Raw genomic sequence first — 14,590 nt, 5'->3', positions numbered from 1 at the left:
TAAAAAGACAGGTGCCAATACTATGAAACCTCTTACCCCCCGCCAGGCCGAAGTGCTGGAGCTGATCAAGGTGAACATGAGCGAGACCGGTATGCCGCCGACTCGTGCCGAGATTGCCCAGAAGCTTGGTTTCAAGTCGGCCAATGCGGCCGAGGAACATTTGAAGGCCCTGGCCAAGAAAGGGGTCATCGAGATCATGCCAGGGACCTCCCGCGGCATCCGTCTGTTGATCGAAGAGGAAGAGGTGCTGGAAGAGAGCGGTCTGCCCCTGATCGGCAAAGTCGCGGCCGGTGAACCTATCCTGGCGCAGGAGCATATCGAGAGCCACTACCAGGTAGATCCCGCTCTGTTCCACCCCCGGGCGGATTTTTTGCTGCGGGTGCAGGGCATGAGCATGAAGAACATCGGCATCCTGGATGGCGATCTGCTGGCGGTACACAAGACTCAGGAGGTGCGCAACGGTCAGGTGGTGGTAGCGCGCCTCGATGAGGATGTCACCGTCAAGCGCTTCCAGCGCAAGGGCAGCCAGGTGTGGCTGCTGCCGGAAAACGAAGATCTGGAGCCCATAGCGGTGGATCTCTCCAGCCAGCAGCTCACCATAGAGGGCCTGGCCGTCGGCGTGATCCGCAACGCCGACTGGATGTAATCATCTTCACCACGACACGGCCTCCTGCGGGAGGCCGTGTCGTTTCTGCATTCCTTTTCCCATGATTTCAATCAGATCCTGATACCCGCCATTTTGTCTGCGATGAACGGCCGCAGGTGACTCATTTCAGATATATCATTTGGTAAGGCAGTGGACTTGCTGTACTGCCCGCGGATGCTCGACAAGGCGCTTTCCCCCTTCGCAGGTGGGAAAGGCACCCAAGGGCAGCTGGGATCCATGACAACAGCCTCACGTGCGCTGGCCAGCAATGGCGTTTGGCCGACTCACCACCGAGAGGGGCGATATCGCGGGATAAGAAGGGAGAGTGGTCAGCATGGCGCCGACGGCAACAACCGGCCGGGTAATGTAAGGCACACTCGCGCAGTCGACTCGCGGCAGTCATCGGTTTGATCGCCCTGGCGGTGGTGGACGATGCAGGTCGGCGTGACCTCTTGGTCAAGGAGGACAGGTATGGCTTCAAGCTCGCCATGGGATCCGGGTCTGGCATCGCCCGTTTCTTCCATCACACGTTTCATCAAGGGTAACCGGATGACCCGTTTTTACGCGCTCTGGGTGCATCACAAGGGCGCCTGCTGGACCATCTGGCTGGGTTGTCCCAAGGACAAGATAGTTCGCCTGGTCCGTCTGTTTCACAGTCATCATGACAGGGGGCCGGCGGAGACTTGCTGGACGGCCCCCGTCATACCGCTACACACACTGGCTCGCCGTTCCCATGAGCGACGCAGGCTGCAACCCTGATATCATCGCGTGCTGCTGACAGCCCCACCCTGACGGTGGGGCTGCTGTTTTGTGGCGTCGTCTGCTGGTGATCTGCCCACTGCGTCATCTTCTGACCGATGTCGGATGCCGAACCGGCGTCTGGCACATGGGATAGTCAGGTCCGGGAGTGTCTAGGTTACAATGGCTCGTCTATTCGGGCCCGATCTGCGGGCATGTCGAAGTGAAAGGGTCTGTTTTTATGGTTAAACCACGTTATCCCCTGCTGTTCCTGTTGCTGGTCGGGGGCATGATGGCCGCATTCTACTGGAACCAGCCTTCTCTACCCGAGCGTGCTGACTACTACCCGGCGGGGCGGGACATCAATCCGTTTGCCTTCACCGACGAGGATGGTCAGCCCTTTGTGCCTGCCAGTCTGGTGGGACACTGGACCTTCTTGTTTGTTGGCTATACCTTCTGCCCGGATATCTGCCCGACCACGCTGGCAGATCTGCGCTCTGTCTATCCGGCGCTGAAGACGATCGCGCCCAGCAGCCAAGTCGTATTCATTTCGGCGGATCCACAGCGGGATGACGCAGCCCGCCTCAAGACTTATACCGCCTTTTTCAATCCCGAGTTCAAGGCGGCAACCGGCCCCCATGACAAGCTGTTCCCGTTTGTGCGCAATCTTGGTCTTATCTACTCCATCGCCGATCAGGGTAAAAAGGAGTATCTGATCGATCACTCAGCTTCCATCGTGCTGATCAACCCGGACGGCAAGCTGGAGGCTGTATTCCGCCCCCAGGTGAGCCAGGGACAGGTACCACGCGTAGTCATGGCGACCCTGGTGTCCGATTTCGCCAAAATTGTGCAGCTGGAAGGCGGCGCGTGATGCGGGTCACGTGTCTGTTGCCATGGTGATCCCGCCCTGGTTGAAAGACGGCCGGCGCCATAGCGCCGTGTTTGCACTCGCTCTGCCCATGGTGTTCTCCAATATCACCACCCCCCTGCTGGGGCTGGTGGACACCTGGGTGATCGGTCATCTCGGCCAGGCCTGGTTTCTCGGTGGCGTCTCGGTTGGGGCGACCCTCATCAATCTTATCTTCTGGCTGCTGGGTTTCCTGCGCATGTCCACCACCGGATTGACTGCCCAGGCTCATGGAGCCGGCAGCCCGCACGGCCAGCTCGACACCCTGGCGCGTGCGCTTGGCCTTGCCGTGGGGCTGGGGCTGGCCCTGTTGCTGCTGTTGCTGCCCTTTCTGCCCTCGCTCATTGCTCTCAGTGGCGGCTCCGCCGAGGTGCAGGGTTATGCTGGCGAATATGTATCGGTACGGATCTGGAGCGCCCCGGCGGCGCTCTGCAATCTGGTGATCATGGGTTGGCTGCTGGGCATGCAGGATGCCCGCAGTCCCATGCTGCTGCTGATCTTCACCAACCTGGTCAATATGGTGCTGGATACCTGGTTCGTGCTGGGGCTGGGCTGGCAGGTGAAGGGGGTCGCCGCCGCTTCGCTACTGGCAGATTACAGTGCCCTGGGCGTTGGGCTCTGGCTGGTGAACCGCTATCTGCGCCGGCTTTCACCCGAGGTATGGCAGGGGGCCTGGCAGCGCTGGCGTCAGTGGCCGGCCTTGCTGAGATTGCTCAGTCTGAACCGGGACATCTTCATCCGCTCCCTTTGCCTGCAACTCTGTTTCGCCTTCATGACGTTGCAAGGGGCGCGACTGGGAGACGTGGCAGTGGCCGCCAATGCGGTGTTGCTCAACTTCCTGATGCTCATCTCCTACGGGCTGGATGGCTTTGCCTATGCGGTGGAGGCCATGGTGGGCCGTGCCATAGGTCGGCGGGATCGGCAGGGGCTACGCGAGGCCATAGTGTTGAACCTGGGGTGGGCGCTGCTCATCGCGATCGGGTTCTGCCTGCTGTTTGCGGCGGGCGGCAGTCGGCTCATCGCCCATATCACCGACATTCCGGCGGTGATCGCCGAGGCGAATCGCCAGCTGCCCTGGCTGATCGTCATGCCGTTGCTGGCGGTCTGGTGCTTCCTGCTGGATGGGGTTTTCATCGGCGCGACCCGGGCCCGCGAGATGCGCAACAGTATGCTGGTGGCGGTACTGTGTGGCTTCTTCCCCATCTGGTGGCTTTGTCAGGGTTGGGGTGTGGCCGCTTTGTGGGCCGCCATGGGAGCACTGATGGCGGGGCGGGGTCTGACGCTGGGGTGGCTGTGTTGGCAACTGGAACGGGATGGTCGCCTGCTGCACTCACCCCAAGGGTTGGAGTCATAGTCCGGCTGGTATGATCCGATCGTGAGGGCGGGCCGGATGGGATCCCTCATCACATGTGCTTGAGGGTTTAAAGCGAGCCTTGATAGCCTAGTTGGCGCCAGCTCTCATACACGAATACCGCTACTGCATTGGCCAGGTTCATGCTGCGGCTCTGGGGCAGCATGGGGATGCGCAACCGCTGCTCGAATGGCAGGCTCTCGATGATTTCGGCCGGCAATCCGCGGCTCTCCGGGCCGAACAGCAGGGCATCGCCGGGAGCAAACTGTACGGCCGAGTGGGCGGTGCTTCCCTTGGTGGTGCAGGCAAATACTCGCGTGGGCGCCACCTCGGCCAGAAAAGCGTCATAGCCAGGCCAGCGCTTCACCTCGGCAAACTCGTGATAATCGAGCCCGGCCCGTTTCACCCGCTTGTCATCCCACTCAAAACCCAGCGGTTCTATCAGGTGCAGCCGGTAGCCGGTGTTGGCGCAGAGACGGATGATGTTGCCCGTGTTGGGCGGGATTTCCGGTTGGTAGAGTACTATGTCGAGCATGGCGGGATCCTGATGAAGGCCGAGATTGGGGCGAAAGGGGCGCCAGCATACCCAGCGCCCGGGTGGATGAAAAGAGGCGACTCAGCCGATGGGCAGGCGGATGGTGATGGTCAGCCCGGCCGGCTGGTTGCTGCTGGCGCGTATGGTGCCACCGTGGCGCTGGATTGCTTCCGAGGCGATGGCCAGTCCGAGCCCGGTGCCTCCAGTCTTGGCGTTGCGGGCATCATCCACCCGAAAGAAGGGCAGAAACAGCTGGGCTTGCTGCTCTACAGGCACACCAGGGCCGTCGTCGCGTATGGTCATCACCCACTCCCGCCCCTCCAGATACCAGTCCACCTTGATGAACTCGCGCGCGTACTTGAGCGCATTGCGCAGCGGGTTTTCCAGCGCCCGAGCCAGCAGTTCGGGCCACATCCGGATCGATTCGGTCGGCAGGGGCGGCAGACGCAACTGCTTGCCGCTCTGGTTGGCCTCGAACATGGCGTCGTCCAGCATGGGTTCCAGCAGCTCGGCCAGCGGCATCACCACCGGCGCCTCCACGTGTTGCTGCACCCGCGACAGGTCGAGCAGATCGCCGATCAGTTTGTCGAGCCGGCCTATCTCAGACTCGATCCGTGCCAGCTCGCTGCTGTCCCCCTGCTTGCGACGGATTAGCGCCTGCGCCAGCTGGATGCGGGTGAGCGGGCTGCGCAGCTCGTGGGAGATATCGGAGAGCAGTTGTTTTTGCTTCTGGATCATGTTCTTGAGGGTATCGACCATGTGGCTGACGTGATCCGCCAGCTGGCCGATCTCGTCACGCCTGCCCAGGTTGGGGATCTGCATCTCCAGGTTGCCCTCCGCCAGCTGGGAGACCGACTGTTGCAGCTGCAGTATGGGGCGGGTCAGCCGCCAGGCCAGCAGCAGACAGAGCGGGGTGCTGACCAGCATGGCGATGCCCAGGATCTGGATCGGGTGATCCAGGATCTGGATGAACAGGAACAGATAGGAGTTTTCGACATTGAGGCCGAAGTAGACGTGATAGATCTGGCCGCGATGCTCCATCTGGAAGGGGCCGGCGATGGCCCGCTTGTGTTCGCTACCCAGCATGGGCTTGGCCGGGTTGTCCGAATCGAGCATGAAGCGGATCACGAACTTGCTCAGGCGAGTGGTGGATTGCATCTGGCCTGTCGCATCGCGTAGATAGATGTTGTCCACCGGCAACAGGCCCGCCGCGTTTATGGCCTGAACCAGATCGAAATCCTGGTCGGGATCCGCTCCCTTCTGCAACGCCTTGAGGTTGTTGTTCATCCGGGTCATCTCGTGCTCCGGCAAGGGGATGATGTTGCGGGGATCCAGAGTCGGCAGTATCACCACGGCCGCCAGCACCAGCAACAACATGAACCAGAACCAGAGAAAAATCTGGGTGGAGAGGCCATTGAAAGTGCGAGCCGTGCTCATGCCTGCTCCAGCCACAGATAGCCGCGTCCACGCACCGTCTTGAAGCGGGGCTGGCCATCGGTGCGCTCCGGCAACTTCTTGCGCAGGTTGCTCAGGTGCATGTCGATGGCGCGATCGAAGGGCTCCAGCTTCTTGCCGAGTACCTGCTCGGAGAGATGACTTTTGCTGATGATTTGGCCGGGGTTGCGCAGCAGGCATTCCAGCAGCCCGAATTCGGTGGCGGTGAGTTCCAGCAATTGATCGCCGCTGCTGGCCTGTTGCAGGCCGGGTTGCAGCACCAAATCCATGAAGTGCAGCTCTTCGGAGCTGCCGCCACGCTGGCGCTGGGCACTCTGGGTCCTGCGCAGTATGGCGCGCACCCGGGCCAGCAGCTCCCTGTCGTCAAACGGCTTGGCGAGGTAGTCGTCGGCCCCGGCCTCCAGTCCGTTGACCCTGTCCTGGCTGTCGCCACGGGCGGTCAGCATCAGCACCGGGGTATCGTGGGTCTTGCGCAGCCGGGCCAGCATGGCGAAGCCGTTGAGCCTGGGCATCATCACGTCCAGCAGCACCAGGTTGAAGTCCTGCTCGGCCAGTCGCTGCAACCCCTCTTCGCCATCCTCGGCGACGGTGACCTGGAAGCCTTCCAGGGTCAGAATTTCGGTGAGCAGCTGGGTCAGCTCGAGATCGTCGTCGACCAGGAGTATTTTGTGCATCTGAAGTCATTCCGCTGATTTTTCGCGCCAAGCCGGCGCAGAGGTCAGGGTATAATAGATTTTTAACCGCAAGAGGAAAGCCGGTTTTGAGCCATCAACAATATTCCCGCTGGGTAACGCTGGCCAGCACCGCCGCCGTTACCACGGCTACCCTGCTGATCACCGGCAAACTGGTTGCCTGGCTGATGACCGACTCCTCGAGCCTGCTGGCCTCTCTCACCGACTCCTTCATGGACGTGAGTGCCTCCATCATCAACTTGTTGGCTATTCGTTATGCACTGGCACCGGCCGACGACGAGCATCGCTTCGGGCACGGCAAGGCGGAGTCGCTGGCGGGCCTTATTCAGTCGGCTTTTATTTCCGGTTCGGCCCTGTTGCTGGTGATGAATGGTATCTCCTCTCTGCTCAATCAGGCGCCGCTGGTGCGGCTTGAGGCGGGTCTCTGGGTCAGCGGCGGCTCCATAGTGCTGACCCTGTTGCTGGTCAGCTTCCAGAGCTTTGTTATCCGCAAGACCAACAGCGTGGCCATCAAGGCCGACATGTTGCACTACCGTTCCGACCTGCTGCTCAACGGTGGCGTCTTGCTGGCGCTGATACTGGCGGGGCAGGGCTGGTTCTGGGCCGATGGCCTGTTTGCCATCCTGATCGGGCTGTTCCTGCTGTGGGGCGCCATCCACATCGGTTATGAATCGGTACAAGCGCTGCTCGATCGTCAGTTGCCAGCCGAAGAACAAGCGAGAATAATGACTCTCTGCTGTGAGGTGGAAGGTGTCCACGGGGTGCATGATTTGCGTACCCGTCAATCCGGCCCGACCCGCTTCGTGCAGTTGCATCTGGAGCTGGATGATCAGCTCCCTCTGATCAAGGCCCATCAGATCGCCGATGAGGCCGAACTGGCGGTGCGTCAGGAATTTGAGCGCATGGATGTCATCATTCATATGGACCCCATCTCTGTGGTGCACAAAGAACAGCAAGGCACTCCATCAGAACAACAGTAGGCTGCAACATGGATGATCTGGTTGCCAACACCTGGCAAAAAATTGAGCAAGAAGCGGCATGCATGGTGACCGAAGAGCCCATGCTGGCCAGCTTCTTTCATTCCACCATTCTCAATCACAAGAACCTGCGCTCGGCCCTCAGCTTCCAGCTGGCCAACAAACTCGACAGCGCCACCATGCCTGCCATCGCCCTGCGCGAGGTGATCGAGCTGGCTCTGCGCAGCGAGCCCGAGCTGCTGGCGGCAGTGGCGGCCGATATCTGCGCCGTGCAGGAGCGTGACCCTGCGGTCGATCTCTTCTCCACCCCGCTGCTCTACCTCAAGGGCTTTCATGCCCTGCAAGGTTATCGGGTCGCCAACTGGCTGTGGCGTCAGGGCCGCCGCTCGCTGGCGCTCTACCTGCAAAACCAGATCTCGGTGGTGTTCGGGGTCGACGTGCACCCGGCGGCGCGGATCGGCAAGGGCATCATGTTTGACCATGCCACCGGCATAGTGGTCGGTGAGACGGCGGTGATCGAGGATGATGTCTCCATCCTGCAGAGCGTGACTCTGGGGGGGACCGGCAAGGAGAGTGGCGATCGCCACCCCAAGATCCGCGAAGGGGTGATGATAGGGGCGGGCGCCAAGGTGCTCGGCAATATCGAAGTGGGCGTGGGTGCCAAGATAGGTGCCGGCAGCGTGGTGATCAACCCGGTGCCGCCGCACACCACAGTGGCGGGCGTACCGGCCAAGATAGTGGGCCGCCCGGAGTGCGACAAGCCTTCGCTGGATATGGATCAGTGCCTCTGATCCCCTGACCGAGACGATTCGATGGCCAAGCGCTGGTCAGGTTACCTGATCCTGGGAATGTGGCTGCTCAACCTGCTGCACCTCTATCTGGGATTCTCCCCCTGGCCTGCGGCCATCGCCGCCTGGGCCGCCTCCCTGCTCACCTGGCCCTGGCTGGTAGGGGCGGCCAAACGGCAGGCTCTTGCTCTGTATGGGGCGGCGCTTGCGCTGCTGATTTTCTCCTGGTGGCGGGGAGCCAGCCTCAACCCGGCGGACTGGCTGCTGCCCAACATCAACATGCTCACCATGTTTGCCGCCGTGAGCACCCTCAACCTGGCGACGTCGGGTTTGCTGACCGGCACTGCCTCCTGGTCCGGTCGCAAGGGGCTGTGGAGCACCATGGCCAGCCTCAACCTGCTGGGTGCCGTCATCAACCTCTCTGTACTGTTCATCATCGGCGATCGGTTGGAGCGGGGGGGCACCCTGGAGCGGCGTCAGGTGATGGTGCTGAGCCGGATCTTCTGTGCGGCGGCCTTCTGGTCCCCCTTCTTCGTCGCCATGGCGGTGGCACTCACCTATGCCCCTGGCCTGCAGCTGTCGAGCATTTTACCGTTTGGCGTGATCGCCGCGCTGTTGGCGATGGGGCTGACCGCCTGGCAGGTGGAGCGACTCGGGGTAGAGGACTTTGCCGGTTATCCGCTGCGACTGCAGACCCTGGGGCTGCCGATAACCCTGGCGCTGCTGGTATTGCTGATCAAGCAGATCTGGCCGCAGCTTGGCATTCTGGCGGTGATCGCCCTGGTGGCACCGCTGCTGGCGCTGCTGTTCATGCCCAGAGCCGGGCGAGGCGCCGCTCTCAAGCGGCAGGTGGTGGAGCGCTTCCCCGCCATTGGTGGTCAGCTGGTGCTTTTTCTGGGGGCCGGCCTGCTGGCCGCCGGTATCAACAGTGCGTTGTCGGTCATCGATCTCGGTGCAGGCCACGGGCTGCCGCTGTTCAACCACTTTGGCTGGCTGGAGTCCTCGCTCACCCTGCTGCTGATTTTACTGGTGGCCATCGTCGGCGTGCATCCGCTCATCAGCATCTCCGGGCTGGCGCCGCTGCTCTGGCCGCTGACGCCGGATCCCAGCCTGCTCGGCATGTGCTTCCTGCTGGGGTGGGGGCTGGCGACCGGCACCAGTCCGCTCTCGGGATCCAACCTGGCGCTGGCGTCCCGCTACAACCTGAGTGCTGGCTTGATCCTGCGCTGGAACCTGCTCTATGGCCTGCTGATGTACGTCTTCGCCTGTTTGTTGCTGGGGGCTTATATCACGCTGCACGGCTGACGGGGTAATCTGGAGGTCGAGCGCGACGCGCGGTACGGACTCGAGATTGGTGGCCTGTTGCCGGCAGCGGAATCACGCCGCACGGCTGACGGGATAATCTGGAAACCGGGTTCGACGATATGCCCGTGGTCACTGCCTCGGCTAAGGTTGTCTGTCGGTTGTCAGGGTCTTGTCGCGCTCCGGGCGCAGGATGCGAGAAAAACAGACGCATATTTAGGCAATACATCTATGGAAGGCGCATTTTACAGCGCACTGGCTTGTTTGTGCCGATGCCCTCAGGGTATGCTGGCTTCACGCGCTTGAATCGCCCTCTGTGGGGCATCGCAATTGAACATACAGGTATGCATATGTCACTAGAAGTCCTTGAGCAACTCGAATCCAAAGTACAATCCGCCGTTGACAACATCTCCCTGCTGAAGATGGAGCTGGACGAGCTGAAAGAGCAAAACAGCAAGCTGCAAGACGAAAACCATCAGCTGCGCAACGAGCACGTTGCCTGGCAGGAACGTCTGCGCGCCCTGCTGGGCAAGATGGATCAGATGGGCGAAACCATCTAATCCACAGCCGGTTGGCAACATTGAAAACGAGCCGCTCCATGAGCGGCCCGTTTGTTTGTGGCGGGTCGGTGATCAGAGGGTCAACAGCTGTTTGACCGTCTTCTCGATGCCGTCCGCCGCTTCGACTATGTTGTTGGCCAGCATGTAGGCGGGGGTGGAAATCACCTTGCGCTCCTGATCCACCACGAACTCGTTGACCGGGCAGTTGAGATGGCTGCCGCCCATTGCCTCGATGGCGTTTGCAGTATCCTCGTCATGGCCTATGGTGGCCAGGGTGCCGGCACCGTAGATCAGCGGGATCATGGCCGGTGCGATGCAGATGTAGGCCGCTGGCTTGCGGGCATTGGCAAAGCTCCGACACGCCTTCAGCACATCCGGCTGGATCTGGCACCCGGCGCCCTTGGTGGCGAAGTCGCACAGGTTCTTGGCCGCGCCAAAGCCGCCGGGAACCAGCAGGGCGTCGTAATCAGCCGCATCCAGCTCGGTCACGTCCTTTATCTGGCCACGGCAGATGCGAGCCGCCTCGACCAGCACGTTGCGGCTCTCGCCCTCGATGACTTCACCCGTCAGGTGGTTGACTACATGCAACTGTGCCACGTTCGGGGCGAAGCATTGGGTGGTGGCGCCATGGCGGGCCAGTGCCAGCAGGCTGATGACGGCTTCATGGATTTCTGCTCCGTCAAAGACGCCACAGCCACTCAAAATTACGGCCACTTTTTTCATGGCAAACTCCTCGTTGTTGAAAATGTGAGCCAGGATAGATTGTTGTACTTTTGTATGGTTATCGCTCGCCATCCGCTGGTCAAGTCATCTCGCTGTGCTAGGATTGTTTCGTTTTGGATCCTGCCGTATCTACTCCCTTAAATCTTTTTCCACATTGATCGAGATCATCCCAACAGTCTTGCGATCGGTTTTTACGATCTCAATATGCTGTTTTATATGGTTTTTATATTTTTTGTGCACAGTTTTATCACTGTGTCTCATACTGCGCCCCATTTTTGAACACAGACTTATCCACAGCTTGAGTCCCCTTGGTTGCCCGCTTAGGTTGCTGCTGCAACCCTTGGTGTGAGGGGGGCCCTGTGGCATCCTAGCGGCTGTTTATCTCTGGCAGGACGATTTCATGGCCCCTAGCAACCCCCTTATTCTGGTCGACGGCTCCTCTTATCTTTACCGCGCCTTCTTCGCCTCCCAGCAGGCCGATATGCGCACATCGACCGGTTTGCCGAGCGGCGCCGTCCGTGTCATGGCCAACATGATGCGCAGCCTGCGCAAACAATACCCTGACTGCCATGTGGCCGTGGTGTTTGACGCTAAAGGCAAGACCTTCCGCGACGACATCTATCCCGAGTACAAGGCGACCCGTGCCAGCATGCCGGACGATCTGCGTAGCCAGGTCGCCCCTATTCACCAGATGATCAAGGCGATGGGCTTCCCCTTCTTGATGGTCGAAGGGGTCGAGGCCGATGATGTGATCGGTACACTCGCCCGCCAGGCGACTGAGAAACAGTTGCCTGTGCTGATCAGTACGGGTGACAAGGACATGGCGCAGCTGGTCTCAGACCACGTCACCCTGATCGACACCATGAAAGATGTGAAGACCGATCGGGAAGGGGTGATCGAGAAGTTTGGCGTGCCGCCCGAACTCATCATCGACTATCTGGCTCTGATGGGTGACAAGGTCGACAACATCCCCGGCATGACAGGCGTTGGCGAGAAGACAGCGCTGGCCCTGTTGCAGGGGATCGGCAGCATAGACGAGATTGCTGCCAATCTGGACAAAGTGGCGGCCCTCGGCTTTCGGGGTTCCAAGGCGTTTGCCGACAAGTTCCGCGAGCAGGAAGAACAGGTTCGTCTCTCCTATCGACTGGCAACCATCAAGACCGACGTGGCGCTGGAGCAGGATCTGGAACAACTGTTGCTCAAACCGGTCGACAAGGAGTCCCTGCTGGCGGTCTATCGCGAATACGAGCTGCGCAACTTGATCAAGGAGCTGGAGTCCGGTGGCGAAGAGGGTGCCGGCCCGGAAGAGGGGGGCGATGACACAGCTGCCCCCGTTGCCGCCATCGAAACCGACTACCGTTGCATTCTGGACGAGGCCGAATTCGACAGCTGGTTGGCTCAGTTGCAGGTAGCGCCGCTGTTCGCCTTCGACACCGAAACCACCAGTCTCGACTACATGGAGGCACGCATCGTCGGGGTCTCCTTCGCCGTCGAAGCGGGCAAGGCCGCCTATGTGCCCTTTGGTCACGATTATCTGGGGGCGCCGGTGCAGTTGACCGAAGCCGTGGTGCTGGGCAAGCTCAAGCCGTTGCTGGAAGATCCGACCCGTCTCAAGGTGGGTCAGAACCTCAAGTACGATCGCAACGTGCTGCTCAACCACGACATCGACCTGCAGGGCATCGCCTACGACACCATGCTCGAGTCCTACGTGCTCAACTCCACCGCCAGCCGTCACGACATGGATTCGCTGGCCAAGCGCTATCTCGGGGTCGAAACCACCTCGTTTGAAGATCTCGCGGGCAAAGGGGTCAAGCAGCTCACCTTCAACCAGATCGAGCTGGAGCAGGCCGCCCCCTATGCGGCGGAAGATGCCGATATCACCCTGCGCCTGCACCAGACTCTGTGGGGCCAGCTGGAGGCCGTGCCCGGCCTGTGCCAGGTATTCAGCGACATCGAGCTGCCGCTGCTGCCGGTATTGGCGCGGATGGAGCTGCTCGGGACCACCATAGATCCCAAGCTGCTGCACCAGCAGAGTCAGGAGATCGAACTGCGTCTGGCCGAGCTGGAGCGTCAGGCCCATGAGCTGGCCGGGCAGGAGTTCAACCTCTCCTCACCCAAGCAGCTGGGGGAGATCCTCTTCACCAAACTGGGGCTGCCGATCATCAAGAAGACTCCCAAGGGGGCGCCGTCCACCGCGGAAGAGGTGCTGGCCGAGCTGGCGGAGACCTACGAGCTGCCGCGCCTGCTGATGGAGCACCGCACGCTGGCCAAGCTCAAGTCCACCTATACCGACAAGCTGCCGCTGATGATCAAGCCCCAGACTGGGCGGGTACACACCTCCTATCATCAAGCGGTGGCGGCCACCGGCCGTTTGTCCTCCTCTGACCCCAACTTGCAGAACATCCCGGTGCGCAACGAACAAGGTCGCCGGATCCGCCAGGCCTTTATTCCGAGCGCCGGTTACAAGCTGGTGGCGGCTGACTACTCCCAGATCGAGCTGCGCATCATGGCACACCTCTCCGGTGACAAGGGGTTGCTGACCGCGTTTGCCGAGGGCAAGGACATCCACAAGGCAACGGCTGCCGAGGTGTTCGGGGTGGCGCTCGATGCGGTCACTACCGACATGCGCCGCAGCGCCAAGGCGATCAACTTCGGCCTCATCTATGGCATGAGCGCCTTCGGCTTGGCCAAACAGCTGGGGATAGGTCGCGCCGAGGCGCAGAAGTACATGGATCTCTACTTCGAACGCTACCCGGGCGTGCTGGAATACATGGAGCGCACTCGTCAGCAGGCGGAAGCGCAGGGCTATGTCGAGACCCTGTTTGGTCGTCGCCTCTATCTGCCGGATATCAAATCCCGTAACGCCGGTCTGCGCAAGGCCGCCGAGCGGGCCGCGATCAACGCCCCCATGCAGGGGACGGCCGCCGACATCATCAAGCGCGCCATGATCAACGTGGATGGCTGGATCCGCGGCATCGAGGATGAGTCGATCCGCATGTTGATGCAGGTACACGATGAACTGGTGTTCGAGATCCGCGAAGAAAAGCTGGAGGAGTACGTCGCCATCATCAAGGAGAAGATGTCGGCGGCGGCCGAGCTGCATGTGCCCCTGCTGGTTGAAGCGGGCACCGGCGACAACTGGGATCAGGCCCACTAACGCTCTGCAATCTGTTGCGTATGGATAGCTATATAAGAAGAGAAGCCCGGCATCACGCCGGGCTTCCTGTTTACAGCGCGTGTATCAGGCCTCTTGCAGGTACTCGTCCTTGAGCAGGACATAGTTGTCGGCCGAGGTCTTGAGAAACGCAATCTCGGCAGGCTTGAGCGCCCGGGCCTGTTTGACCGGGTTGCCCATATAGAGGAAGCCGGCTTCGAGTCGCTTGCCCGGCGGCACCAGACTGCCGGCGCCTATCATCACGTCATCTTCTACTACCACCCCATCCAGAATGATGGCCCCCATGCCGACCAGCACCCGGTTGCCTAGGGTGCAGCCGTGCAGCATGGCCTTGTGGCCGACGGTGACATCTTCCCCGATCAACAGCGGATAGCCGTCAGGATTGCCGGCACTCTTGCGAGTGAGGTGCAGCACTGTGCCATCCTGAATATTGCTGCGAGCACCGATGCGTATGTGGTTCACATCACCCCGGGCCGCCACCATGGGCCAGATGCTGGCATCGTCGGCCAACTCTATATCTCCCACCAGGGTGGCGCAGGGGTCTATATATACCCGTTTGCCCAGTTGCGGGCGTTTTCCCTTGTAAGGTCTCAGTCGCAAGTCCATCTTGGCCTCCTTGTTTTCGGCCATTCTAGCAATCCAGGGCCAGTTTCTGTGGATAAGTTTGTACAAAAGCTGTGGTTGGTTATGAATAACTAAATAAGTGCCGATTTTTGCAGTTTTATTGCATTGCGACCCTTG

The 14,590-nt window shown here is 60.6% G+C and carries 14 protein-coding genes; 9 read left to right on the top strand and 5 right to left on the bottom strand.

The features are described from left to right. The first annotated feature begins 22 nt into the window (after positions 1-22). From lexA to ACW5XD_RS21890, 4 genes are all read left to right on the top strand, one after another. Positions 23-646 (top strand): transcriptional repressor LexA, encoded by a 624-nt coding sequence (gene lexA, locus ACW5XD_RS21905; protein WP_456496716.1) that lies wholly within the window; start codon positions 23-25, stop codon positions 644-646. Positions 647-1,117: 471 nt separating this feature from the next. After that, a complete protein-coding gene (locus ACW5XD_RS21900) occupies positions 1,118-1,405 on the top strand; it encodes a hypothetical protein (protein ID WP_456496715.1) in 288 nt (95 codons plus the stop codon). A gap of 220 nt (positions 1,406-1,625) precedes the next feature. After that, the gene (locus ACW5XD_RS21895) at positions 1,626-2,255 is read left to right on the top strand and encodes an SCO family protein (protein WP_456496714.1); all 630 of its coding nucleotides are present in this window, start codon (positions 1,626-1,628) and stop codon (positions 2,253-2,255) included. A gap of 22 nt (positions 2,256-2,277) precedes the next feature. Then, the gene (locus tag ACW5XD_RS21890) at positions 2,278-3,645 is read left to right on the top strand and encodes an MATE family efflux transporter (RefSeq protein ID WP_456496742.1); all 1,368 of its coding nucleotides are present in this window, start codon (positions 2,278-2,280) and stop codon (positions 3,643-3,645) included. A gap of 67 nt (positions 3,646-3,712) precedes the next feature. On the opposite strand, the gene trmL is transcribed toward ACW5XD_RS21890, so the two are convergent. The 3 genes from trmL to ACW5XD_RS21875 all read right to left on the bottom strand — a co-directional run bounded on the left by trmL (position 3,713) and on the right by ACW5XD_RS21875 (position 6,306). Further along, positions 3,713-4,177, bottom strand: a complete 465-nt coding sequence (trmL, locus tag ACW5XD_RS21885; RefSeq protein ID WP_456496713.1) for a tRNA (uridine(34)/cytosine(34)/5-carboxymethylaminomethyluridine(34)-2'-O)-methyltransferase TrmL — start codon at positions 4,175-4,177, stop codon at positions 3,713-3,715. Between the two features lie 81 nt (positions 4,178-4,258). Continuing rightward, a complete protein-coding gene (locus tag ACW5XD_RS21880) occupies positions 4,259-5,614 on the bottom strand; it encodes an ATP-binding protein (protein ID WP_456496712.1) in 1,356 nt (451 codons plus the stop codon). Next, positions 5,611-6,306: a response regulator gene (locus tag ACW5XD_RS21875; RefSeq protein WP_456496711.1), complete on the bottom strand. Its 696-nt coding sequence runs from the start codon at positions 6,304-6,306 to the stop codon at positions 5,611-5,613. The genes ACW5XD_RS21880 and ACW5XD_RS21875 overlap by 4 nt, the downstream gene beginning before the upstream one ends. An 86-nt stretch (positions 6,307-6,392) precedes the next feature. Between ACW5XD_RS21875 and fieF the strand changes: the two genes are divergently transcribed. From fieF to ACW5XD_RS21855, 4 genes are all read left to right on the top strand, one after another. Continuing rightward, on the top strand, positions 6,393-7,304 hold the full coding sequence (fieF, locus tag ACW5XD_RS21870) for a cation efflux pump FieF (RefSeq protein WP_456496710.1): 912 nt from the start codon (positions 6,393-6,395) through the stop codon (positions 7,302-7,304). A gap of 8 nt (positions 7,305-7,312) precedes the next feature. Further along, complete coding sequence (cysE, locus tag ACW5XD_RS21865; protein ID WP_456496709.1) at positions 7,313-8,092, top strand: serine O-acetyltransferase; 780 nt, start codon at positions 7,313-7,315, stop codon at positions 8,090-8,092. A gap of 21 nt (positions 8,093-8,113) precedes the next feature. Further along, entirely contained in the window at positions 8,114-9,394 is a 1,281-nt protein-coding gene (locus tag ACW5XD_RS21860) for a hypothetical protein (RefSeq protein ID WP_456496708.1), read from the top strand. 347 nt (positions 9,395-9,741) lie between these two features. Continuing rightward, positions 9,742-9,951 (top strand): cell division protein ZapB, encoded by a 210-nt coding sequence (locus ACW5XD_RS21855; protein ID WP_033136398.1) that lies wholly within the window; start codon positions 9,742-9,744, stop codon positions 9,949-9,951. 72 nt (positions 9,952-10,023) lie between these two features. Here ACW5XD_RS21855 and elbB read toward each other — a convergent pair whose 3' ends face one another. Then, positions 10,024-10,674: an isoprenoid biosynthesis glyoxalase ElbB gene (elbB, locus tag ACW5XD_RS21850; protein ID WP_456496707.1), complete on the bottom strand. Its 651-nt coding sequence runs from the start codon at positions 10,672-10,674 to the stop codon at positions 10,024-10,026. A 400-nt stretch (positions 10,675-11,074) separates the two neighbouring features. On the opposite strand from elbB, the gene polA reads away from it, so the two are divergent. Next, positions 11,075-13,831 carry a DNA polymerase I gene (polA, locus tag ACW5XD_RS21845; protein ID WP_456496706.1) on the top strand — a complete coding sequence of 919 codons (2,757 nt, stop codon included), beginning with the start codon at positions 11,075-11,077 and terminating at the stop codon, positions 13,829-13,831. An 84-nt stretch (positions 13,832-13,915) separates the two neighbouring features. On the opposite strand, the gene ACW5XD_RS21840 is transcribed toward polA, so the two are convergent. After that, entirely contained in the window at positions 13,916-14,455 is a 540-nt protein-coding gene (locus tag ACW5XD_RS21840) for a gamma carbonic anhydrase family protein (RefSeq protein WP_456496705.1), read from the bottom strand. Positions 14,456-14,590: the final 135 nt, after the last annotated feature.

Source organism: Aeromonas enterica (genome assembly GCF_054052465.1).
Note: the sequence above shows the minus strand (reverse complement) of the source record. Positions and strands in the feature narration are given on the sequence as shown.

Coding starts and splice junctions, on each gene's coding strand:
- lexA (WP_456496716.1), top strand. CDS start 23: ATGAAACCTCTTACCCCCCGCCAGGCCGAAGTGCTGGAGCTGATCAAG.
- ACW5XD_RS21900 (WP_456496715.1), top strand. CDS start 1,118: ATGGCTTCAAGCTCGCCATGGGATCCGGGTCTGGCATCGCCCGTTTCT.
- ACW5XD_RS21895 (WP_456496714.1), top strand. CDS start 1,626: ATGGTTAAACCACGTTATCCCCTGCTGTTCCTGTTGCTGGTCGGGGGC.
- ACW5XD_RS21890 (WP_456496742.1), top strand. CDS start 2,278: ATGGTGATCCCGCCCTGGTTGAAAGACGGCCGGCGCCATAGCGCCGTG.
- trmL (WP_456496713.1), bottom strand. CDS start 4,177: ATGCTCGACATAGTACTCTACCAACCGGAAATCCCGCCCAACACGGGC.
- ACW5XD_RS21880 (WP_456496712.1), bottom strand. CDS start 5,614: ATGAGCACGGCTCGCACTTTCAATGGCCTCTCCACCCAGATTTTTCTC.
- ACW5XD_RS21875 (WP_456496711.1), bottom strand. CDS start 6,306: ATGCACAAAATACTCCTGGTCGACGACGATCTCGAGCTGACCCAGCTG.
- cysE (WP_456496709.1), top strand. CDS start 7,313: ATGGATGATCTGGTTGCCAACACCTGGCAAAAAATTGAGCAAGAAGCG.
- ACW5XD_RS21860 (WP_456496708.1), top strand. CDS start 8,114: ATGGCCAAGCGCTGGTCAGGTTACCTGATCCTGGGAATGTGGCTGCTC.
- ACW5XD_RS21855 (WP_033136398.1), top strand. CDS start 9,742: ATGTCACTAGAAGTCCTTGAGCAACTCGAATCCAAAGTACAATCCGCC.
- elbB (WP_456496707.1), bottom strand. CDS start 10,674: ATGAAAAAAGTGGCCGTAATTTTGAGTGGCTGTGGCGTCTTTGACGGA.
- polA (WP_456496706.1), top strand. CDS start 11,075: ATGGCCCCTAGCAACCCCCTTATTCTGGTCGACGGCTCCTCTTATCTT.
- ACW5XD_RS21840 (WP_456496705.1), bottom strand. CDS start 14,455: ATGGACTTGCGACTGAGACCTTACAAGGGAAAACGCCCGCAACTGGGC.